The following is a 20,604-nucleotide window of genomic DNA, read 5'->3' as shown; positions in this document are numbered from 1 at the left end:
ACTATTTATAAATCTAATACTTTTATACTACCAAATATTTGTATAAATAATAAGACATAAGCTAGACAACTACATTAGTAATTCAAACCATTTATTAAAAGTTGATGTAATGGACAGATTATTGGAGCTTTATTCTATATAAACAATTCAAAAATCCTGCCCTAATGCAAGAAAAAAATTTTACTAGGGTTGGCTATGTATATCAGCCTATATAAAAAGAGGAAGTTGTGTATTTACAACGTCCTCCACAATTAGATTCATCATTGAAACTTTTCTATTCCGTATTTGTCCTTAATGTACTTTTCATCAATGAATCCTTCAATTGTATATGTTCTTATATTCCCTGATTTTCTCTCCTTTATGTTTAATAGGTTTTTGAAAGAACCAACCTTGTTAGGTATAACTCTAAAACCCTCATCCTTTAACTCTTCTCTTGCAACAGCTTGAAGGAAAGAATCAATTTCCTTTTTCCTACTGAACTTAACCAAGTTCTTTGTTTCCATTGACAGTGTCAAGTGTTTCGAAATCACCTTATACATTCTTCCGGATAAGGTGTTTCCTTTACCTCTCTTTATATCCTTTAACCAAGCCAGAGCCTCTTTGTCTCTAGTATATGATAGAGTTTCAGCCCTTTTGGCATTCAAATGTGCCTGTAAGACGAGCTTTGCGAATCCATATTCGATAGAATTTTCAAAGAAGTTCTGTAAGTCTTTCACAGTAGATAGCTTCATATATCTTTTCATTTCAGATGTGAATTGGCTTCTTCCGTAAATGAAATAATCGTGTTTCAGTTTATCGTAGAAAGCCTTGTCTTCAACTATTCTTTGTAGCATATCTTGAGATGTAACCTTACTCCTCTTGACTACTTCTTCCTTTTCGTCTATCTCTACTTTCCCATACATTTCAAGAAACTTACAATTAAATTTGTTCTCCAATTCCCGTAGCAACACATCTGGATTCTTGTAATTATAGTATGTTTTTGGGAGCACAATCTCGCTTTGAATTAGTGGAGTACACACATGCAAAGTCCCCTCTTCATCAGCGTATAGACTATTTTGCATCTCTAACTCATCGAGTGTTGTTCTACACTCTATCTGATTTTCACGCAACATCTCAATTGCCTGTTTAAAATTATCTGCTTTTTTGACCTCTTCATTCAAAATGGCATGATACGGAAATACCTTCTTCTTCTCTTGAGGTTTTGCCTTTTGAATAAATAATTTCAAAGCATGATAAGTGTTTCGAAAACGATGAGACATTTGAACAATCCTTGTCATTTCATGGTTCAATGATCTATGAGAGCAAAGAACCCATACTTCATCACTTACATTGTTATTCAAAATAGAGACTCCTGCTGATAGAGAGGTTGTAGCTAGAATGACCTGCACATTACTTGGAATCATCCCGTCACTTACAATCAATTTTTCTTCTTGCGACTTCAATTCTTCTTTATTCGATACCACTTCTATTGACTTGATTCCCTCTTTGTTTAGCTTTCTACTGAAGTCATTAATGATTTCCTTTCTTTCAACGAATACCAAAAGCCGTCTGTTAGGATCTTTCCTTGCTGCCATTTTGATGATTTCTAGCATTTTTAATTCTACTTGCCTAGAGGATCCATCCAAAAACAAATATCCTGTGTTTACAAATGGATTCTCTCGATCTATTTGGTTAATCTTTATGACGAAGTCATAGTCCTCTGAACGGAGATTTTCTGGTGTAGCTGTTACATGAAGGGAAATTCCTCGTGCTGTTAGCAAAGAAGTTTCAGCAATACAGAATTCTCTGACGGCATCTGGCTTAAAGTTAGCATCGAGAGATAACATATGGCATTCATCAAACACCATTATTTTTGGAGGTTCATTTTGTATTTTTTGTTCTTCTAGTCGAACAGTTGTCTCATCACAGTGTTCTTGTTCTAATTTTAATTTTAAGACATAAGGGAAATGATCAAGGGTGGTTAAAATATTCCTAGAGTTTCTAATTATTTCTTCTCGTTTGCCATTCGTATAGCTATCGCTACCTGTTACAGTTTTTGAACGTGTTATTCGTTCAAACTGATTCCTTAAATTATTCACGAGATTCCGACGTGGGATGATTAGTGTGGAAAAGCCTTCAGAAGAGCAAGAGGACAGTTGGGGATTTTCTGTTCTTTTCGTCATGTTTTCGAGGATTTTTAAAATAGCATAACTTTTTCCTGCTCCTGTGTCACTGGTCAGTAAAATACGTTTGCCTCTGTACTGTTCACTGCATAGAATTTCTTCAATCTTACGGAAAACTTTAGGATTTTCTGCTATTTTCCCTTGAATATCCATGGATAAGTCAGCTCTCAATTGAAAATTCTCAGACACAGTAAAAATTTTACTTGTTGAGATACCATATTGCTGCAATTTATAAATCAATGTTCCAATGGTAACTTCATCATACCTCTCTATCTTCTCCATTTCGTTACCATAACTTTTGTTTCCATCATCAATTGCTTCCGCTAACACTATCTTTTGCTCATCTGTGATAAGACCTTCTTTTTCCATATCATTAAAAGCCATCAAAAATCTAATCCACTCACGATAATCCGAAATTAATGGTAGTTTCTTTAACGCATTAAGGAGTACATCAAAGTTTATTGCTGATGTCACATATTCTTTGTTATATTCTTTTGTTATAATGTGATTTACAACCTCACCATTTGTTAATTCCTTACTTGTATTGCTTAACTTCATCTTCTCAGTGATAAAGTTTTCCAAGAACGGTTTTAGGTCAAATCCCCTCAGTTTCTTATTCACTTTCACTTCTTTTCCAGATGCAAAAATCGTCTTTACAGGATAGATGCTTTCATCAAAAGAAACCCCAATTTTTGCACTTAGTTTGTCTCTTACTTGCTTATAAATTAGAGCAATCACCTCATAATCCACCTGTAATGTTGTAACTACTAAATAGCAGTGAAACCTTTTTTGCTGCAGCTTTTTTCCACTTGAAAAACTTTCTTGAACGTAATGAAAGTATTCATACAGCCGATCGATGATTTTCCGTATTACAATGTCCGGAAAATTTTCCAAATGATCTATATCAAAGCAGAAAATATTTGTCCGGTAATCTTGGATTTCTCTCGGGTTTCTTTTGGAAGCAATCCATGATCCTGTTACATGTGGTTGTCCGTTTTTAAGTATTTGAAGAAACTGACTTTCCACTACAGAATTCAGTTTAGAATTGTTCCATACATTCGCATTATCTAAGTCTATTGTGATATTCCTTACATGGTGCATTGCTTCGTCCTTAGTTTTAAATCCTCGTTTGTATGGTTGGATCAGCATCTTTCTTTCTTTGGTTTGAATATTGTTTTGCACGGTGTTTCTCACTATAAGCATCCTTTCTATATTTAGATGCTTTATAGTAGATGTAGTGTAAAACAGATATATCGTTAAGTGAGTTCTACCTTGGTTGATACTTATTTTAGCTACATGAGGGCAAGAAAAATGAGTTTAATACTATATAAATAAATCAAAAATTCTGCCCTATTATGGAGTTATCTAAAATAAAATAGTTTTACTTGGGTTGCATATAGATTGGCATATCCATCCTATTCCATGAATTACGAATCACTCTACTAAACGGGTATTAGAGAAATTTTCTAAGTTATACTAACCCTAATATGGTTGTGTACTTTTCAGAGTCATAGAGAGCTCATCACCTCTAGGAAAAACTAAAATATTTTTCTTAGTACACAAAGGATTATTGTTTGGTAATCCTGGTTTAGAATTTAGACTCATATAGTATTCCATTAAAAAAAGCTACCGATTGAATGGGTACATTAATCCCCCATTATCAGTAACTTTTTTACATCAATTTGATTTTTCTTTCTCCAGAGCCTTTGTAGAGATAATCCGGTCTAAATATGCGTATATCTCATCTGTAGACCAACACATACCCCTAGTTAAGATGATAATTTTCGTGTCAAAATCCGGTTGCCGCTTTGACTGTTCGATTCTCCAACAGTAGGAACTGCTGTAGCCGATCACTTCAGACCATTCGAGTAAGGATAATCCATTAGCAACTCTATACTCTCTAACCAATCCCGCAAAATCATTCACCGCCATGTCGATTTTATCCATGTTCCTTTCCCTTTCAATCATTCTAGTTCTCCTCCTGTAAGTATTGAATCAAACAATACCTGTTTTATGGTTCTATATATAATAGACAAAGGAGCGAACTTAATAACTGTATCCAGTGAAACATTAAGGTCAAAAACTATGAATGGTTTTAAAGAAATAGGATTAAGGGTTTTACTCTTCTTTTGCCACAGAGCTCATTAAGACCTAATCATATGACTGATCATACAAGATGGTAGAGGAAAGTGGATTATTTTCGCTCTCTGAGTTTTTCCTTAAAAAGCAAAATCTTTATATGGGTGCCTTCACTATTTTCTATCGTTGATGCTTTTTTCTCTTAAAGATTCAATATTAACAACATTATCTTTCGGAACAAATATCCCTTCTCTTCTCTTTTCTTCATAAGTACAATCTGAATTTTCACTGTACCTATTTGTTATTTCATATTTCATAATCATCTCATCATCTAGGTTAAAGTATTCAATCAAAAGTTTTACAATATCATCTGGGGGATTTTTTTCCCTTTTTCAATACGAAATATATAACTAGGCGAGGTACCAATACCTAATCCAATATCTTTAAAAGTTAAAGATTTCTTTTTTCTTTCCTCGCTCACTAGCATCGATATATCTAACTTCTGAAAATTCAATTTTCTCAATTCCATCTTTCCTTTCCTCTTATATATGTTAGTTAGAAACAACGAAGGAACTTATAATTAATCTATTATAAGTAAATCCTTGTTTTTTCTTCTAAGTCCGCAACCAACATAATATTTTGTATTTCTTGATAGATGTTCTTTTCTCTACAAATTTCAGACACCTTCAACCCTTCATCTTCATATTTCTTTAGATTATTAACAATTTTGGGAAATACTTTTGTGGTTAAGATCTTTAAGCGATCAAGATCATAACCCTTTTTTAAACAGGGATATAGTGTCTTTTCAGGAATATATAAAGCAAAATTTATAGCGTTTAGAATATTGAACATCAAGGAATCAGTAATGACTCCTTTCTGTAGCCATCTCCCGTTTTTCAAATTTCTTTTTACAAAGGCTACACACTCTTCATCCAATCGTATAAATTGGTAAAAATCAATCAAATCTTTCAATATATAACGAGTTCTTTCAAGATTAAGTTTACCAGCGTTATGTTTTTTTACTGTCTCACCTTTTCTACGAAGATAACTTTGAAACTTTCTATAATCCTTATTAACAAAGTTGTGGGCTTTTTCATCAACTTGGAAAATACCCGCTATGTGCAAAATTGTAGCGATGTCCAAATCATGCTCATCGCTCTCCTTATACTTTATTTTATAATCAGGAAGAGTTTTTTTCACCCATTCATATCGGTCCAATTTTTCACCAATGCTAATTTCCTTCGTTGGTGTACTTGAATTCTTTCCAATTATAATATCAACTATTTCATCTTCTGGAACTTCAAAATATACTGCTATTAATACGTAGCTATTCTTACTACCATATTTCACCAATACTTCTTTGGTGTGATTGCCATTATAAACTCCTTCACCAATCTTAAAGAAAATTGTAGTTGTCCCATCATCATTCTTGATATATGACTCCGCAGTAATATGAATGCCGTTATTGATATATATAAATAGCTCCGGATTATATCGAAGTGTTTTTATCATCTCGGGAACATATTTATTTTTCTTTCCCATATATTCTCTAGGGTTTGGATTATTTGGAATATCCTCCTTCAATTCCATCAAAGCCCTTCCCGACACTATACCTATTAGCATCTTTTTGCTATTTACCATATATTCTCTAAAGTCCGCATTAATTGTCGCAGACATTAAGTTATCTTCCATTTCCCTTCAACCCCCTCTAATCTACTAAAAAATAGTTTACCCTGAGTAACCAACGTGAAATAGAATATCATAAAACACTTAAAATTGGAATATTATTACAATTGACTATATTCAATGGTAAATTAAAAAGGGGGCAGACACCTTGCAAATCCTATGTTTATATAAATTTATGTAATTCCTTCCAATAACTAAAAACACACTTTTACCATCCTTTTATATTTTCCTTACTTTTTTCATTATTAACGTAATAGCTAAGTTTTTTTCTAGCCTTTTATAAACCTTATAGATGACCTGCTCTATGAAAATAGTAAGTCCATAACTGGTGCCTTATTCTTTCTATAATTGTTATTCATAATTTTTTTAGTTTTTATTTACTATGTTATGTCCAGTCCCTTTAGTCCTTATATAGATGTTACCACTACACGGAGAAGTGCCTTTTTCAAAAGATAATCAATAGCTTATTTATCTTTATATACTTATATAGGGTTATGATTCGGTCATCCTGTTTTATTAATCTAGTAAGTATTCCTTGGATGAAATTAATCAAGTATTTTTCTCGATGTCTCCTTATTTTCAATTACAGTTTTCAAATATTGTTCAGACTCTTCTTTAGCACGAACCTAGCATTTTACTTTCTATTAGAACTTTAATGACAACACTCTTATAGACTAACAATCTTTATAGCAATACAGTATAATTAAAAGAGCCTAGGAATTCTTTAACTCCCTTTGACATAGACTTGCACTTCCGATGGATTAAAAAAGGTAAAAACCAGACAATGAATTGTTGTAAATCTATTAAGACCCAAATCAAACTACCTACATCAGTACACGACAAATAAAATCCACTTAAACTTATCTACTTCTGATAAGAATTTATTTCAGCATCTATGGAGGTTAATCAATGACTAACTACACCGTTCCAACACACAGGGATATCAACTTCAACGAGTATAAGGGTATATTTGAGAAGTACAAAAATAATAACGATATTCGTGAAATAACTTTTCAAAACGAATTAGTTAAGCCCTTCATCAGAGGGATACGAAATGACCTTGATGTTGAAAGCTGTGACACAAAACTAACAACTACTAGACATGACTACTTGCAGTATTGTGGTACATATATAAGTAATGGTAAAGAAAAGGCAGCTACACCCGACTTGGTAATAACTAAAAAGTGGAATTGGTTTAACAGGAAATACAGTCTTGACTATCGGGCAGTTGTAGAGGTTAAGTCACCTTTTGGAAAGGAGTCTATTTATTCAAAGGGTTACATTAATTACTCTTCTGATTTAAAATGCGAATTAAAACGTCACTTATCCGCTAAGATAAATAGTAAAGTAATCCTGACAGACTCTTTAAAGTGGGAGTTTTACAAAAGAAGTGGAGGTGGTAACGAATTAATACCGATTCGAACAATTGAATTGTATAATTTAATCGACGCAAGAGGTCACTGGAAGTGGGATAGTGTTGACTCGTTCAATAGTCTCAAATACTACTTAAAGGATTTTCTTGGTAGTTAAGTGTCACAAGAACTCGTCTAACAAAAAAACATTTAGAACACACCTTGATATGTTTTTTAAGCATATTAAGGGGCATTTATTCGTCCTTTTGCGTTTGGGATGGCAGCAAAACGAATTATCTATAATAGACAAATAATTATCACATCAGGTAGCTAAATTTAAAATTAAGGAGGAAAAAGGAATGCCTATTGGAGAAATCTTGAAAAGAAACCTAGCTAAAAAAGCGAAAACATTCCAAGCCCTACATCAGCAACATGTTAATAATTTGGAAAGATTCCAATTGAACAAGAGAGAAAAGGAATATCAACAAGATCAAGAAATATTAGAGCGATTAACAAGAAGGGATTAACACCGTTTCATATTGATAACATCCAGGCTATGCCCTTTTATCGCTATAACTTATCATAACTTTAGATCGTTGAACCGTTATAAACTGCTACTTTTCATAAACTTTGGATTAGTTTTCATTAATAATTTCACTCATATTTAAGAATGTATAATCTTGAATATTCTCCAGTTCCAGATTCCCAACCATCTTTTACCTTGTGATATAAGATTGATGCTAGACGACTATACATACCTCTTATAACTTCTCTCATTTCAGGAGTTATGCCTATATCTGGAGATATATTTGCTGCTTCCAAAGGGATGGGATATCTACCCCAATAAGGAATAGCTTCCTCTATTTTTTTACATATCTCTAATTCCTCTTCTGATAAGTTTATCTCACTTATTTCTTTAATAAGGTTAGTGATTTTATGTGTTTTAATTCTTTTAATCTTTCCACTTGTAATTGTTGTAGGGTCATCAAAAACAATTAACCCTTTTAACAAATTCTCGATAGCAAAACCAACCAATAAAAAATAGGATCTTGATATACCAGATACTTCTCTTGACTCAAGGACTTCAATTTTATCATGAGTAATTTCACTTCTTATTGTGCCATCATTTTGTTTCCATAAAATTTCTGCTGAATGCATTAATTCCTCAGCAAATGATAACCATTCACCAGGGGCACCATCAACTATAAACTTTGATATTCTGTTTTTTTCTTCATCACTTAGATCGTACATACAATTCACCTCCAACAAGTAAAATAAAAAGATACTTTTTTAGCTTCCTTATTCCCTAACGCCCCCTATAGTTGAAGATCTCTGTACACTAAAAATTGAATATACCTACTAATAGAATTACAAGAACAACCACAAGGCATATGTAGCTTTTCTTTATATAAAAAGTGATTGTAAATATAACAGAAATTAGAACCCAAAAGACGTTATCAGCTACTGGTGGAAACAAGTCAAAGAAAAAAAGGTCTATTGCATTCTTTAACAATAAAATTACTGCTAATGTCATTAAAATCGAATCAGTTATTGTTTTACTTTCTTTTTTCTTGTTTATATTTGATTCCATGAAACTCCTCCCCTTTAGAAATTACACATAACTACGCTGTAGCCCAACAAGGTTGCAAATCCTTATTGAAGATAAGCACCCGTTCGTTGAATAATTTAATTACCTTTTCTAACCACATTCACTCCATTGGGGTCAATTTTACTTGATATAAGAACTCCACTCATAACAGCCTTATTAATTGTAGAAGTCTCTCCTATAAATGAATGAATGTTATCAGCTTGTTTGTTAAATAATTGAGATAAATCTTTTTTAAATTCTCCATTTTCAACAAATAACTCCAACTCTTCAATTTTTGCAATATCAGTTGTTCCATCTATTGCATCCAAGTTACTTTGTAGTTCAATTCTAAATCCATAAGGTGTTCCAATAAAGGTTCTCCTATCATTCGAACTAACCTTCCAACTCATTTCTCTCGCTTTATTACAAATTTCATCGTGTTCATTTGGATTAACTAAAAATCCAATATGGTCAAATATAACCTTTTTTCCAAAGCCAAAAGTAATATTTATTGCACCTTTTCTTGCTTCAATAATCCTGAAAGTAATATCTTTTTCTCTGAAATTATCCCAGTCTAAAGGGGGATTGAATGTTTGGTATTCGCCTTCATATTTTCCCATCCGTAATGATATTCGGAAACCGTTCTCAATATAAAATTTTTCAGTTTCCTCTAAATAAGGAGTCCAAAAATGGTAATGAAATAACATTATAAAACCTCCATCTGTATTTTTGCACTTACACTAATGCACCCGTTAACACAATAACAAAATCAATTATCTCTTTTACCAATTTGCCCAAATGTATTTAATATCAAGTGAGTAATAATTAACGATAATAAATAAGCAATAACTGGTTCAGTTGTACTCCATATTGAAACTAAAGAGAAAAATAATATCGAAGATACACCAAATAGAACTATTAAATAAAGAAAAACACTGATGATTGCACTCATCAAAACACCTCCATTGAACTATACTAACATTACCTTTTTTAAACAAACCTTCCCCTTTAACGCAATAGGAGCTGTCTCATTTGCAGCCCCTTGTTCAACTTTTGCACCCGTTAGTGGAATAAACACCTATTTATAGCCTTTAATTCCGTTTTCAAAAGCGGAATTATCTTTATTCTCAATCCCATGAAGTGCTTCTTGTAATGCGAATGTACTTTTGTAAAACTTCACACGTTCAGAAATTGCATTTCCGTCAGGATAAAGGTTAATACACATATTAAAAAAATCTTCACCGTAACTGGACAATATTCCAGCAAAGTCATACGCTGGGTCTCCTAAACTTGAACCACCAAAATCTATTACCCCTGAAATCCGACTTGTTTCCGCATTCCATAAAATATTTGATGCTCCAAAATCCCCGTGTATAAGTGTAGTTTTAAAATCTAACGCTCTTCCGTTTAGAAACGTTTTAAAGGATTGAGTTATTTCCTTTTGACTTTCTTTTCTGATATAAGGAAACAATTTATTTTGTATTTTATCAAATAGTTCAGACATTTCTTCTCGTGGATTGTTATCATCCAGTTTCAAAACACCCTTTGCTTTTTCTTCTGAAATAGAATGAATTTCTATAAGAAAATCGACGAGTTGTAATGCCAGACTTTTTATCAATTCATCACTTTTAATCTTTTCTAAACTATCTAACCATAAAGGAACCCCTTCTATTAGACTGTAACCAGTAAAGACTTTTCCGGGCACTAATTCTTCAAAAGAGTGATATATTGGTTCTGGAATTGGAATTGAAACAATGTTTTTGATTTGTTCTAAAATTTCCGTCTCTCTTTTTAATTGCAATATTCCTTTTTGGTATTTCGGAAATCTAAATACTAAAGAGTTGTTTATTATTAACACATCGTTATTTTGTCCAATTTCATTAGGGTAAAAGTCTTCAATGAAAAGGTTTGGATAAACCTGTTTAATTCTTTCAATATGCTTGTTACTCATTAGTGAAACTCCCTTTTCAGTCTATTTCAATTTTTATTTAACTCAAAATGCTTATTAAACATTACTGCGTCTTTACTTTAAGATCATAAATTCACATTTTATTTTAGCATAAAACTCCAATAATTCTTGAAACTATTCAAAAAGAAAAGGATCGCTAATAGTATATGACGATCCTTTGTTGTACTAAGGCACCCGTTACTTTAAGTACATTGGTTCACAATCCTTTTTATTTAATGGATTCCAGCATAGCAGTACATTAGAGCAAAAATAAAAATAAAAGTAAAGAATGCTCCTAAAACATTTTGGTTATGAGTGCTTTTTCCATTCTTTAAGTTCTTCAAAAAAGTAGTGAAATTTAAAAACCATAAAACTCCTAATAACGGTACAACAAGCAAAAGCATAAATAACATAAATTAGTCCTTTCCTTCCCATTTACAAAATCTTATTCAACAAAACTGCTCTTATTGAAGAAGTTCGCCACTTTGACGAACTCCGTTATTACGTTAAAGCACCCGTTCGTAATATAAGGTTAGCCAGATTTTTCTGGTTGACCTTTTTTTATATGGTCTTATGATTACGGTAGTCGGGGTAGAACGGAGCACCCGTGGGACATAGATCCCGTTAGCTAAACTGTTCACCCCCTACTTGTATAAACGGGTTTCAGGCTGGTTGGGACATAGATCCCGTTTAACAAGCGAACCTACGACATTACAAGAAGCCTTAGGGGATACCGACATTACGTGTAATTTAAGGAGGAGAAATGTATGAATCCAGTCATTGGTCTGGATGTTGCCAAAGGGGAAAGTCAAGTTCAAGCCTTTTTAGATAAGGGAAAGCCATATCGCAAAAGCTTTAGTATCCGTCATAATGTTGAAGAATTGAATGAATTTCTCGAATTCTTACAGGAAATTGAGTCCCTAGCTGAGGGGAAACCTACAGTCGTGTTGGAGTCAACTGGACACTACCATACTCCTATTATTCAATTTTTAGAGGAACATCAATATGTATATATATTAGTTAATCCATTGATTGCTCATCGAGCGAAAAGTTCAAGTTTACGAAAGGTCAAGACGGATGCCATAGATGCTTATCATCTGTGTGAACTCTATTATAAAGAAGAACTGGAGCCTCAAAAGAAAAGGGGTATCCAACTCTTAAACCTTCGTAATCTAACAAGACAGCACGAAACGATTTCAAGTGTAGCAGCACAAACCAAACTGCAACTTCAATCGATATTGGACCAAGTATTCCCTGAATATAGAGGCGTATTTGGAAACTTATATTCAAAAGTTTCTTTACAGGTACTTTTAATATATCCAACATCAGAATCAGTTTTGAGTGTCAGTGAAACTATTTTAACAGACCAAATAGCTTCGCTATGTAAAAGTCGTTCAGATAAATGGGCAGAGGAAAAGGCAAAAAAATTACGGGATGCCGCCCTTCGCAACCCATTCCAGAACAATTTATATCAAAGTCATATCTTCAACCTAGAAATAATGATCGATATTGTTCTTCAATACCAAGAGCACCTATCAAAGTTAGCAGCTGAAATAGATGCCCTCGCTAAAGAAATTGAAGAATATGAGATAATCCAATCCATCCCAGGAATCGGAGAAAAAATCGCAGCAACAATAATCTCTGAAGTCGGTGAGATAGAACGGTTTAATCATCCTAAAAAGCTTGTAGCATTCACTGGAGTAGATCCCAGTGTGTACTCAAGTGGTAAGTTTACAGCTTCTGTAAATCGTATTACCAAAAGAGGATCTAGCAGGTTAAGACAAGCCCTATTTATGGCTGTCCAGTGTGGAATACGAGACGCTCGTAAAAAGAAAATAAGTGATGAGATTATTCCACGAAATAGAAGATTAAGAGAATTTTACGATAAGAAACGCAATGAAGGCAAACCTTTTAGAGTAGCGATCATCGCTTGTGTTAATAAGCTTTTACACTGGATTTATGCGATGTTTAAAAGCAAGACAACTTTCCTTGATATAGCTTAAAAACCACATTAATCCAAATAACACAAAACCTTCCAATTTGAAGGTAACGGAAGGTTATTTGGCGTGTTCAATTTTAGTATATCATTTATTTTAGAAGTTTTTAGTGAAAAATATTGACAAACTATTAGCTGGTTTAGCGAAACAAGCAGTTAAAAGTAATCCCTTTTTATTCGTTTATTTCATAAATCAAAGTATCAAATAATTCTCCGTCACTATAAAGCAACATTGCCCATTCTCCTTTCTTTGGAACTTTTACATTTGAAGGCATATGGGAGTCTGCTCCGTTATTCGGTCCAGCAACACTTTTTGTCCAACCGCTTTTTAGAATTTGGTGAACAGTCTTGGTTTCTTTATGATATCCGACGACAGTTAAATCAACATTTTCTACTCCCCATAGATGCCACATCCATTTCTGAACGTTTAAGCTCGGCATATCAACACCAATAACACCCGACTTGTTTTCATTTCCGATAATCCCTCTTTCACCAAATACCACTGCTTTTCTTTCCCAATCAATCGTCTCAAAATCACTTACCTGAACGAAATCAGGAATATCTTCAGGCAGATTTGATTTGTTTTCAACGGTTTCATCTGAAGTGCACCCAACAACAAAAAATAACAAACTTAAAAACATAAATAGCATAGATTTTCCCTTCAAAAAATCATCCCCCTAAAAAGAATTTTTCTCAATAATGTCTTCTTCAACTAAACTGCTGCGTTAATTTAAGTACAACTATTCACATATTTATTTTAACATAAAATCCCAATAAACCTTGTTGCTGTCAAAGAAAAAAGGAACGCCGATTGACGTTCCTCTTGTTTAACTCTTGCACCCAATAGTTGAAGAAGTTTATTTGTCTTTTGCAAAACCTACAACTGAAATTATTAAACCTATAAATACAATTAAGTATTCAAATCCCCCTAAATCAGAATTCCCATCAATCGCAATAACTCCACCTAATAAAAGAATGCTTAATCCTAACAACATAAATTTTGTTCCTGATGCGTTGCTTTTTTTGACCAGTAGAAAAACCAAATAAACTGCTAATATAAGAACAGGTATAGTTACTATTAAACTCATTTTTATTCCCCCTATAATGGATAAATTCTAGCATAAAAGATAAAGCCTTTATTAAACATTACTGCTTCGTTAGTTTAAGATCAATTCTTCACAAACTCTATATTTATTTTAACATAAAATAACAATTATCTATTTGTTATATAAAAATTATCATGGCAAATAGAAATTAATTAACATATGAATTTTCACGTTGACAATAACTATTGTCATAATATTAATTGAAAACTGTCTGAAGCTGTTATTAATAAAGGGCTTGAGGAAGTACTGAACATTGTAGCAATTGTAGGATGAAATTGACCATATGAAAAAAGAAGTGGAAATCCAACGTATTAGATTATGCGGAACCTCTCTGTTGAGCCTTTTTTAATTAATGACAGGATAACATATGGATGTCTCCATCTGCACAATAAAGCTAAATATAACAAATATAGGATGGCGTTTTATTTCATTTTTTTAGCTTAATCTCTATTAAATTTTCCAGTACCGGAAAGTGAATATACGCATGGTTGAGCTATTTCTCATTCATACAGTATTTCTAAAAAATACAATTTGTAGTGCTTAATTGAGCTAAATATAACACTTTTAGGATGAAATAGAGACTGAAACGAAAGAAAGTGTAGCAATTGTAGGACGGTGTTACAGTTAGGAAACCAAACTGAATGGAGATTGGAAATCTTACGGACTTAGGTATTGTAAAGGCGATTGAAACCCTTATTGGACAAGGGATTGAAGAATTATTGAAAACATAGAAAAAGACTGGATCACTAATGGATCCAGCCCGAATATTATTGTTTTTTGTTGAAAAAACGATTGAGTACATAACGGTCTGCCTGCTCTTTTTCTTCTCTCTTCCTTCTAACGAGACCATAATCAATTAATTTTTGCAAAATCGGATAAAACCCTCTCTCTCACATCTTTTGCGTTTTCTATTTTACTCTGCATAGATTGAGAACACTTACCTACACATAAATCATTAATTATCGCAAGAAAGTCTGACAATACATTGTCAAGATATAAATCAAAAATATCTTTTACAATTCTATAAATTTGAATATCTTGCAAATATTCTCCATTGTACACTGTAAATGAGACCGCATCTTTATTATTATAATGTTTTACCTCTATACAAGTTTCATCATTCCATCCTGTTTCTTTCGAAGAATCTTCGTAAGCAACCGTATCTGCATAAATAATTAGATTTTCCTCCAACATGTTTTTACTGTAATATACATACTCCACATCTGAACCCTCGACGTATTTTCTATTTAGTCCATTAATCAATTTCATATTCACTTCTCCATTCGCATTTATTTACTTTATTCTTTTACCATTGTTTTAAAAAGTTACCATTAAAAATGGTATTTTCCCTTTGTGAAACGGTGCTCCTTATAATTCAACTCTTAAATCCACTTTTATTATCATCTCCTATATTGATTTCTTGTGTGTTTCGTTCTATGATTCTATTGTATATAGTCAATGGAATTAAAAGGTTGCCTGGGAAGCTACATTTGAATTTTTTTGGAGGAATACAGAAATGAAAGAGCAACTTGATCCTGAACTACAAGAGGAACTAGACTTATTTATTAATAGCAACTTAATAGCAGAAAGAGTAAAATCTCTACATAGTGTCGAAAGAGCTGAGAATTCGTATGAACCAACATTTACTTTTGGTCACACATTTGGAAATTTTGACTTTACCAATGAATTGGATATGAGAATTAAAGAAGTTGAAAATACACAAACAATAGGGGAATATATCGAATCTCTTTACCGTGAAAAGGAAAAAGAAAGCCCGAATTTCCTTAGAAGTGTTGGCATTAAACGGGACTATAAATCAAAGGTAGTAAATGGTCGTATCCAACCATCAAAAGGAAAATTATTATGTTTTGCTATTGCTTTTGAACTAGACTTAGAAGGAACAGAGAAATTGTTACAAAAAGCAGGGTACACATTATCAAAGGAAAATAGTGTTTTTGATTTAATAGTTAGTTTTTTTATAGAAAAGGGGCACTATTATGGTATTGATATTGACATTTACTTAGAAGAATACGATCAGCCTACACTTTTCTCAGTTGCATAATCGCATAAATAAAGGACTAAATCTGTTTTGATTTAGTCCTTTAATAATATAAAATTTTATTTATCGTTCTCTTTTTAGATATATATCTTCTCTCAATTACTAACATTCCTCTTATCTCCAATTTTCACATTTTGGATGAAACATTACAAACTCAACTAAATTCGTATATCTAATATGTACCAAAATATTTAACACCTCCGAAATCCCCCACCTCCAACCCGTATTCCACCGTCGGAGTTAAAATATAGTTTTCCGACAGAACCCCTATTTCCACACTTTTTCGATTCAAAAATGACCGTTTTTCCACCCGTTTTTTCACCTTTTTTTCTGTTTTAAAATAAAGTTTTCCGAGAATAGAAGGAAGAGATAATCGGGAAAAGCCTGTTAGAACAAGGGATAATAGAAAAAAGACCCTGAAATCGGAAATGTTTATTTTCACGAAATCGGGGTCTTAATCGGAAATGTTTATTTTGTTTAGGTGATGTTTAAATTAACTTTACACTTTTAAAACAAGCTTCACTATCACTTCCACATGTCCAGTCTGCGGAAACATGTCAACTGATTACAAGTGCTTGCTTACTTTGTAATGAAACCATTGAAAATATCAATTGTTCTCTGTTCATCTTCTTGATATAATTCTTCAATTAAATGTGCATATTTATTTAATGTTGTTTTTATATTACTATGACCTAATCGCTTACTAACATATTGAATTGATACTTTTTTATAAAGTAGTAAACTAGCATGAGTATGCCTTAGTCCATGTACAGTAATTGGCTAGATTCCTAAACCTTTTAATAACTCTCCTAATTGTTTATTAACAAGACTATTTCCTAAAACCCTATATTTAGAGTTTGGATAATAAAAAACTAATTGATGTTTATTTGTTTTCTTGAACTGAGACAGTATGTAAAAATGGTTCATAGTCAATTCATTCATCTTAATTGTTCTTATAGAATTCTCATTTTTGGTCGGACAAAATCCATCAATGTTTCGTTTCATATAGCCCCAAGTCTTATTTATTGTAATAGTATTATTATTAAAATCAAAGTCTGACCAGGTTAATCCGACTAATTCACCAAATCGCATACCTGTAGTCAAAGCCAACAACAAGAGAGAAAAGACTAAACTTTCATTCCTTTTCTTCATTATTTCTGTTAATAGTAATTCACTATCACTATAGTTTAGTAGTTTATCCATTGAGTGTTTCGGTGGAATTTTCCAACTTAGAACTGCTTTCCTAGTAAAATCAATATTTATTATCTGCTCTTCAATAGCATCTTTAGCACATGCACGAATATGTGAATTAAGTTTTTCCAATGTTTCTTTTGATTTATTATTGCCATATTTATTTAAGAACAATTGATAATCATGTCTAGTTATTTCTTGCAACGGTCTACTTCCAAAGTGTGTTATTATTGCTTTCAATGTGTAATGATAATGTTTTTGAGTAGTTTCACTGAGGTGACTTTTATAAAGTTGTATCCACCGTTCGAAGTATTTATCAATAGGAAAAGGTCTTAGATAAGGTATTATACCTTTACCCAACTGTAGTTCTACTTCAGCTGCTGCAATTCTTGCATGTTTTTTACTGCGAAATCCCCCTTTCCGAATTGGCTTTGATTTTCCATTCTCCATGCGGCTAACTGTGTACTGGTAATTTTTTCCTCCTTTTTTTGAATACTCGCCATAAATCAATTCAGTCCAATCAAAATTATAAATACTATCACTAAGGGTATCCAAGTTCAAATTAATTCATAACAAAAGGCTGAATCAAATTGATTCAACCTTTTATTTTCGGTACGAACATACAAAAAGAAATATACCTACTTTTATTACAAATTTTTTAATGGACTAAACTTTGCATGTCCTTCTTGAACTTCACTACTAAATAAATTCACATATACCTTAGTTACCTCTAAAGTTGAATGTCCTAAAATCGCTTGCAACTGAAAAGCATTAGCACCATTCATAACACTTAATTTAGCGAATGTATGTCTAAAAGTATGAGGAGAACATCTGACGTTCTTTATTTTAGTTAATTTTCCATAGTGATTGATTCTATTTTGCAGTTGTCTTTTACTCATTGGTTCATCATCTTGAGTAATAAAAAGGTAATCTGTATCAATCTGTCCTCTTATTATTACATACTTCTTTAACTGATCAATCATTTTTTTCTGAATTGGAACAAACCGTTCATATCCACCCTTTGTGTTAGTGATTCGAATCAACTTTTGTGCCCAAATTATATCTGTAACTTTTATACCTACAAACTCATTTGCACGTACACCAGTTTCCAATAAAAGCATCATTGCTGTGTGGTCCCTGACTCCGACAAAAGTACGAAAATCACAAGCATTAAATAATGCCTTTATTTGCTTTTTATCAAAGGTTTCCACAATTCTTTTACGATCTTTCAATAGCTTTATGTCTTTCATTGGGTTTACTTTAATATAACTTTGCGATTCCAAAAGGTTAAAAAATGATCGTAAAGCTCGAAGTCGGGAATTGATACTAACGGCTTTTACACCTTTGTCTCTCATATACATAATGACATTTCTCTTAATTACCTCATTTGTAATATTATAAGGAGAAACTTCTAAACCTTGATCATATAGGATTTTCTTAAAGGTAGTTAATTCACTTTTATAATATTTTATTGTATGTTCCCTAAGATTTCTATACTCGCAATCCTCAATAAAAACATCTAATAGTTCGTCAAAGGAATACTCTATAGCTTCTGGATCATCTATAACAACCCTTAGCTCATCCTTACTTAAATCCCCCCTTCTTTCACCCTTGCGATTTTCCTGCACTTTCTCATTTTTTCTTCTGGTCATTTTACTTCACCTCATAGCACACGATTTGGTACACACGATTTTCTCTAACTGAATCGTGCGAAATGGGCAATAAAAAAAGAGCCCTCACAACTGTGAGAACCCTTGACCTTAAAGGCTTTTTCCCGCTTTAATCGATACCGGTGGCCGGGGTCGAACCGGCACTCCAGAAGGAACACGATTTTGAGTCGTGCGCGTCTGCCAATTCCGCCACACCGGCATAATTGGAGGCGGTAACCGGATTTGAACCGGTGATAAAGGTTTTGCAGACCTCTGCCTTACCACTTGGCTATACCGCCTTATTGGAGCGAAAGACGGGATTCGAACCCGCGACCCCCACCTTGGCAAGGTGGTGTTCTACCACTGAACTACTTTCGCGCTTAATGGCTGGGCTAGCTGGATTCGAACCAGCGCGTGACGGTACCAAAAACCGTTGCCTTACCGCTTGGCTATAGCCCAATGTGTTGTGTAATGGGGCGACCGGTGGGACTTGAACCCACGCGTGCCGGAACCACAATCCGGTGCGTTAACCACTTCGCCACGATCGCCACAATACAAAAAAAGCAGGGGTAGTAGGAATCGAACCCACACTGGAGGTTTTGGAGACCTCTGTTCTACCTTTAAACTATACCCCTATGTATTTAAATATATGATTTTAAAATGGTGGAGGGAGTAGGACTCGAACCTACGAACCCGATGGGAGCGGATTTACAGTCCGCCGCGTTTGGCCAACTTCGCTATCCCTCCATATTATATTGAAAGTGAAAAAAGTGGTGGCTCGGGACGGAATCGAACCGCCGACACACGGATTTTCAGTCCGTTGCTCTACCGACTGAGCTACCGAGCCATCTTTAAAACATGAGATAATAGAACAATGTTCTATATAAGTGGCGGTCCGGACGGGACTCGAACCCGCGACCTCCTGCGTGACAGGCAGGCATTCTAACCAACTGAACTACCGGACCAATGTTTTTTCATGAAGCAAATCATCTTACATTAATTATCTTAGATAATTTGGTTGCGGGGGCAGGATTTGAACCTGCGACCTTCGGGTTATGAGCCCGACGAGCTACCAGACTGCTCCACCCCGCGGTAATGTAGTTAAAATAACTACAAGATATAATTGTTATATGGTGGAGGATGCAGGGCTCGAACCTGCGACCCCCTGCTTGTAAGGCAGGTGCTCTCCCAGCTGAGCTAATCCTCCAATTAAGTGGTGACCCGTACGGGATTCGAACCCGTGATACCGCCGTGAAAGGGCGGTGTCTTAACCACTTGACCAACGGGCCAAAAATCTATCTGAAAGTGGCGGAGAGCGAGGGATTCGAACCCTCGAGACCACGTTAGCGGTCTACACGATTTCCAATCGTGCTCCTTCGGCCACTCGGACAGCTCTCCATGGCTCCACAGGTAGGATTCGAACCTACGACCGATCGGTTAACAGCCGATAGCTCTACCACTGAGCTACTGTGGAATAATGGATAAATGCCTGGCGGCGTCCTACTCTCGCAGGGGCAAAGCCCCAACTACCATGGGCGCTGGAGAGCTTAACTACTGTGTTCGGCATGGGAACAGGTGTGACCTCTCCGCTATTGCCACCAGACCTTTTGAATGAGCAAATCATTAAACTTAATTTATAGTGACAACAAATATTATACTTGTTTTCCAATATAAATCAAGTGTTTTTTGAAAATGCACCTTCAAAACTAGATAAGAAGTAAACAAGACAAGCAAACAGTTAAAAATTTAGTTAAGTCCTCGATCTATTAGTATTCGTCAGCTACACGT

General features: G+C 33.9%; 17 protein-coding genes, 14 tRNA genes, 1 rRNA gene and 1 pseudogene. 4 read left to right on the top strand and 29 right to left on the bottom strand.

Annotated features, from left to right (window positions below; all coding sequences use genetic code 11):
- Positions 1–260: 260 nt before the first annotated feature.
- The 4 genes from QQS35_RS07775 to QQS35_RS07760 all read right to left on the bottom strand — a co-directional run bounded on the left by QQS35_RS07775 (position 261) and on the right by QQS35_RS07760 (position 5,933).
- Positions 261–3,356: a DEAD/DEAH box helicase family protein gene (locus QQS35_RS07775; protein ID WP_285931367.1), complete on the bottom strand. Its 3,096-nt coding sequence runs from the start codon at positions 3,354–3,356 to the stop codon at positions 261–263.
- A gap of 483 nt (positions 3,357–3,839) precedes the next feature.
- A complete protein-coding gene (locus QQS35_RS07770; RefSeq protein WP_285931366.1) occupies positions 3,840–4,130 on the bottom strand; it encodes a helix-turn-helix domain-containing protein in 291 nt (96 codons plus the stop codon).
- 469 nt (positions 4,131–4,599) lie between these two features.
- Positions 4,600–4,770: a helix-turn-helix domain-containing protein gene (locus QQS35_RS07765; RefSeq protein WP_285931365.1), complete on the bottom strand. Its 171-nt coding sequence runs from the start codon at positions 4,768–4,770 to the stop codon at positions 4,600–4,602.
- A gap of 59 nt (positions 4,771–4,829) precedes the next feature.
- Positions 4,830–5,933, bottom strand: a complete 1,104-nt coding sequence (locus QQS35_RS07760; RefSeq protein ID WP_285931364.1) for an AIPR family protein — start codon at positions 5,931–5,933, stop codon at positions 4,830–4,832.
- Positions 5,934–6,836: 903 nt separating this feature from the next.
- On the opposite strand from QQS35_RS07760, the gene QQS35_RS07755 reads away from it, so the two are divergent.
- Positions 6,837–7,457 (top strand): hypothetical protein, encoded by a 621-nt coding sequence (locus QQS35_RS07755; RefSeq protein ID WP_285931363.1) that lies wholly within the window; start codon positions 6,837–6,839, stop codon positions 7,455–7,457.
- 181 nt (positions 7,458–7,638) lie between these two features.
- The gene (locus tag QQS35_RS07750; RefSeq protein ID WP_285931362.1) at positions 7,639–7,806 is read left to right on the top strand and encodes a hypothetical protein; all 168 of its coding nucleotides are present in this window, start codon (positions 7,639–7,641) and stop codon (positions 7,804–7,806) included.
- A 127-nt stretch (positions 7,807–7,933) separates the two neighbouring features.
- Here the strand turns inward: QQS35_RS07750 and QQS35_RS07745 are convergent, their stop codons facing one another.
- The 5 genes from QQS35_RS07745 to QQS35_RS07725 form a co-directional block, all read right to left on the bottom strand.
- Entirely contained in the window at positions 7,934–8,530 is a 597-nt protein-coding gene (locus QQS35_RS07745; RefSeq protein WP_285931361.1) for a HEPN domain-containing protein, read from the bottom strand.
- A gap of 88 nt (positions 8,531–8,618) precedes the next feature.
- Positions 8,619–8,870 (bottom strand): hypothetical protein, encoded by a 252-nt coding sequence (locus tag QQS35_RS07740; protein ID WP_285931360.1) that lies wholly within the window; start codon positions 8,868–8,870, stop codon positions 8,619–8,621.
- Between the two features lie 95 nt (positions 8,871–8,965).
- On the bottom strand, positions 8,966–9,574 hold the full coding sequence (locus QQS35_RS07735) for a hypothetical protein (protein ID WP_285931359.1): 609 nt from the start codon (positions 9,572–9,574) through the stop codon (positions 8,966–8,968).
- A 62-nt stretch (positions 9,575–9,636) separates the two neighbouring features.
- A complete protein-coding gene (locus tag QQS35_RS07730) occupies positions 9,637–9,819 on the bottom strand; it encodes a hypothetical protein (protein ID WP_285931358.1) in 183 nt (60 codons plus the stop codon).
- Positions 9,820–9,945: 126 nt separating this feature from the next.
- Entirely contained in the window at positions 9,946–10,818 is an 873-nt protein-coding gene (locus QQS35_RS07725; RefSeq protein ID WP_285931357.1) for a phosphotransferase family protein, read from the bottom strand.
- Between the two features lie 764 nt (positions 10,819–11,582).
- On the opposite strand from QQS35_RS07725, the gene QQS35_RS07720 reads away from it, so the two are divergent.
- Complete coding sequence (locus QQS35_RS07720) at positions 11,583–12,818, top strand: IS110 family RNA-guided transposase (RefSeq protein WP_285931356.1); 1,236 nt, start codon at positions 11,583–11,585, stop codon at positions 12,816–12,818.
- 166 nt (positions 12,819–12,984) lie between these two features.
- On the opposite strand, the gene QQS35_RS07715 is transcribed toward QQS35_RS07720, so the two are convergent.
- The 3 genes from QQS35_RS07715 to QQS35_RS07705 form a co-directional block, all read right to left on the bottom strand.
- Positions 12,985–13,476, bottom strand: coding sequence for a hypothetical protein (locus tag QQS35_RS07715; RefSeq protein WP_285931355.1), 492 nt, complete (start codon positions 13,474–13,476; stop codon positions 12,985–12,987).
- Between the two features lie 192 nt (positions 13,477–13,668).
- Positions 13,669–13,899 carry a hypothetical protein gene (locus tag QQS35_RS07710; protein WP_285931354.1) on the bottom strand — a complete coding sequence of 77 codons (231 nt, stop codon included), beginning with the start codon at positions 13,897–13,899 and terminating at the stop codon, positions 13,669–13,671.
- 870 nt (positions 13,900–14,769) lie between these two features.
- Positions 14,770–15,186, bottom strand: a complete 417-nt coding sequence (locus QQS35_RS07705; RefSeq protein ID WP_285931352.1) for a hypothetical protein — start codon at positions 15,184–15,186, stop codon at positions 14,770–14,772.
- A 247-nt stretch (positions 15,187–15,433) separates the two neighbouring features.
- Here QQS35_RS07705 and QQS35_RS07700 point away from each other — a divergent pair, with 247 nt between their 5' ends.
- Positions 15,434–15,979 carry a hypothetical protein gene (locus QQS35_RS07700; RefSeq protein ID WP_285931351.1) on the top strand — a complete coding sequence of 182 codons (546 nt, stop codon included), beginning with the start codon at positions 15,434–15,436 and terminating at the stop codon, positions 15,977–15,979.
- A 576-nt stretch (positions 15,980–16,555) separates the two neighbouring features.
- Here QQS35_RS07700 and QQS35_RS07695 read toward each other — a convergent pair.
- The 17 genes and pseudogenes from QQS35_RS07695 to rrf all read right to left on the bottom strand — a co-directional run bounded on the left by QQS35_RS07695 (position 16,556) and on the right by rrf (position 20,419).
- A pseudogene (locus tag QQS35_RS07695) lies at positions 16,556–17,617 on the bottom strand (site-specific integrase).
- Between the two features lie 197 nt (positions 17,618–17,814).
- A complete protein-coding gene (locus tag QQS35_RS07690) occupies positions 17,815–18,819 on the bottom strand; it encodes a tyrosine-type recombinase/integrase (RefSeq protein ID WP_285931350.1) in 1,005 nt (334 codons plus the stop codon).
- Between the two features lie 135 nt (positions 18,820–18,954).
- Positions 18,955–19,036 (bottom strand) — tRNA-Leu (locus tag QQS35_RS07685).
- Positions 19,037–19,041: 5 nt separating this feature from the next.
- Positions 19,042–19,115, bottom strand: a tRNA-Cys gene (locus QQS35_RS07680).
- 4 nt (positions 19,116–19,119) lie between these two features.
- A tRNA-Gly gene (locus QQS35_RS07675) sits at positions 19,120–19,194 on the bottom strand.
- Between the two features lie 6 nt (positions 19,195–19,200).
- Positions 19,201–19,275, bottom strand: a tRNA-Gln gene (locus QQS35_RS07670).
- A gap of 13 nt (positions 19,276–19,288) precedes the next feature.
- Positions 19,289–19,364, bottom strand: a tRNA-His gene (locus QQS35_RS07665).
- Between the two features lie 16 nt (positions 19,365–19,380).
- Positions 19,381–19,451: transfer RNA gene (locus QQS35_RS07660), tRNA-Trp, on the bottom strand.
- Positions 19,452–19,477: 26 nt separating this feature from the next.
- A tRNA-Tyr gene (locus tag QQS35_RS07655) sits at positions 19,478–19,563 on the bottom strand.
- Positions 19,564–19,587: 24 nt separating this feature from the next.
- Positions 19,588–19,663 (bottom strand) — tRNA-Phe (locus QQS35_RS07650).
- Between the two features lie 41 nt (positions 19,664–19,704).
- Positions 19,705–19,781 (bottom strand) — tRNA-Asp (locus tag QQS35_RS07645).
- 50 nt (positions 19,782–19,831) lie between these two features.
- A tRNA-Met gene (locus tag QQS35_RS07640) sits at positions 19,832–19,908 on the bottom strand.
- Between the two features lie 39 nt (positions 19,909–19,947).
- A tRNA-Val gene (locus QQS35_RS07635) sits at positions 19,948–20,023 on the bottom strand.
- Between the two features lie 7 nt (positions 20,024–20,030).
- Positions 20,031–20,105, bottom strand: a tRNA-Glu gene (locus QQS35_RS07630).
- A 17-nt stretch (positions 20,106–20,122) separates the two neighbouring features.
- Positions 20,123–20,214, bottom strand: a tRNA-Ser gene (locus tag QQS35_RS07625).
- Position 20,215: 1 nt separating this feature from the next.
- Positions 20,216–20,290: transfer RNA gene (locus QQS35_RS07620), tRNA-Asn, on the bottom strand.
- 13 nt (positions 20,291–20,303) lie between these two features.
- Positions 20,304–20,419, bottom strand: a 5S ribosomal RNA gene (gene rrf, locus QQS35_RS07615).
- Positions 20,420–20,604 lie beyond the last annotated feature (185 nt).

Source organism: Aquibacillus rhizosphaerae (assembly GCF_030282825.1).
GTDB lineage: Bacteria > Bacillota > Bacilli > Bacillales > Amphibacillaceae > Aquibacillus_C > Aquibacillus_C rhizosphaerae.
Note: the sequence above shows the minus strand (reverse complement) of the source record. Positions and strands in the feature narration are given on the sequence as shown.

What these genes read in the sequence shown, in the direction of transcription:
- QQS35_RS07770 (WP_285931366.1), bottom strand. Translation starts at nt 4,130, where the DNA reads ATGATTGAAAGGGAAAGGAACATGGATAAAATCGACATGGCGGTGAAT.
- QQS35_RS07765 (WP_285931365.1), bottom strand. Translation starts at nt 4,770, where the DNA reads ATGGAATTGAGAAAATTGAATTTTCAGAAGTTAGATATATCGATGCTA.
- QQS35_RS07760 (WP_285931364.1), bottom strand. Translation starts at nt 5,933, where the DNA reads ATGGAAGATAACTTAATGTCTGCGACAATTAATGCGGACTTTAGAGAA.
- QQS35_RS07755 (WP_285931363.1), top strand. Translation starts at nt 6,837, where the DNA reads ATGACTAACTACACCGTTCCAACACACAGGGATATCAACTTCAACGAG.
- QQS35_RS07750 (WP_285931362.1), top strand. Translation starts at nt 7,639, where the DNA reads ATGCCTATTGGAGAAATCTTGAAAAGAAACCTAGCTAAAAAAGCGAAA.
- QQS35_RS07745 (WP_285931361.1), bottom strand. Translation starts at nt 8,530, where the DNA reads ATGTACGATCTAAGTGATGAAGAAAAAAACAGAATATCAAAGTTTATA.
- QQS35_RS07740 (WP_285931360.1), bottom strand. Translation starts at nt 8,870, where the DNA reads ATGGAATCAAATATAAACAAGAAAAAAGAAAGTAAAACAATAACTGAT.
- QQS35_RS07735 (WP_285931359.1), bottom strand. Translation starts at nt 9,574, where the DNA reads ATGTTATTTCATTACCATTTTTGGACTCCTTATTTAGAGGAAACTGAA.
- QQS35_RS07730 (WP_285931358.1), bottom strand. Translation starts at nt 9,819, where the DNA reads ATGAGTGCAATCATCAGTGTTTTTCTTTATTTAATAGTTCTATTTGGT.
- QQS35_RS07725 (WP_285931357.1), bottom strand. Translation starts at nt 10,818, where the DNA reads ATGAGTAACAAGCATATTGAAAGAATTAAACAGGTTTATCCAAACCTT.
- QQS35_RS07720 (WP_285931356.1), top strand. Translation starts at nt 11,583, where the DNA reads ATGAATCCAGTCATTGGTCTGGATGTTGCCAAAGGGGAAAGTCAAGTT.
- QQS35_RS07710 (WP_285931354.1), bottom strand. Translation starts at nt 13,899, where the DNA reads ATGAGTTTAATAGTAACTATACCTGTTCTTATATTAGCAGTTTATTTG.
- QQS35_RS07705 (WP_285931352.1), bottom strand. Translation starts at nt 15,186, where the DNA reads ATGAAATTGATTAATGGACTAAATAGAAAATACGTCGAGGGTTCAGAT.
- QQS35_RS07700 (WP_285931351.1), top strand. Translation starts at nt 15,434, where the DNA reads ATGAAAGAGCAACTTGATCCTGAACTACAAGAGGAACTAGACTTATTT.
- QQS35_RS07690 (WP_285931350.1), bottom strand. Translation starts at nt 18,819, where the DNA reads ATGACCAGAAGAAAAAATGAGAAAGTGCAGGAAAATCGCAAGGGTGAA.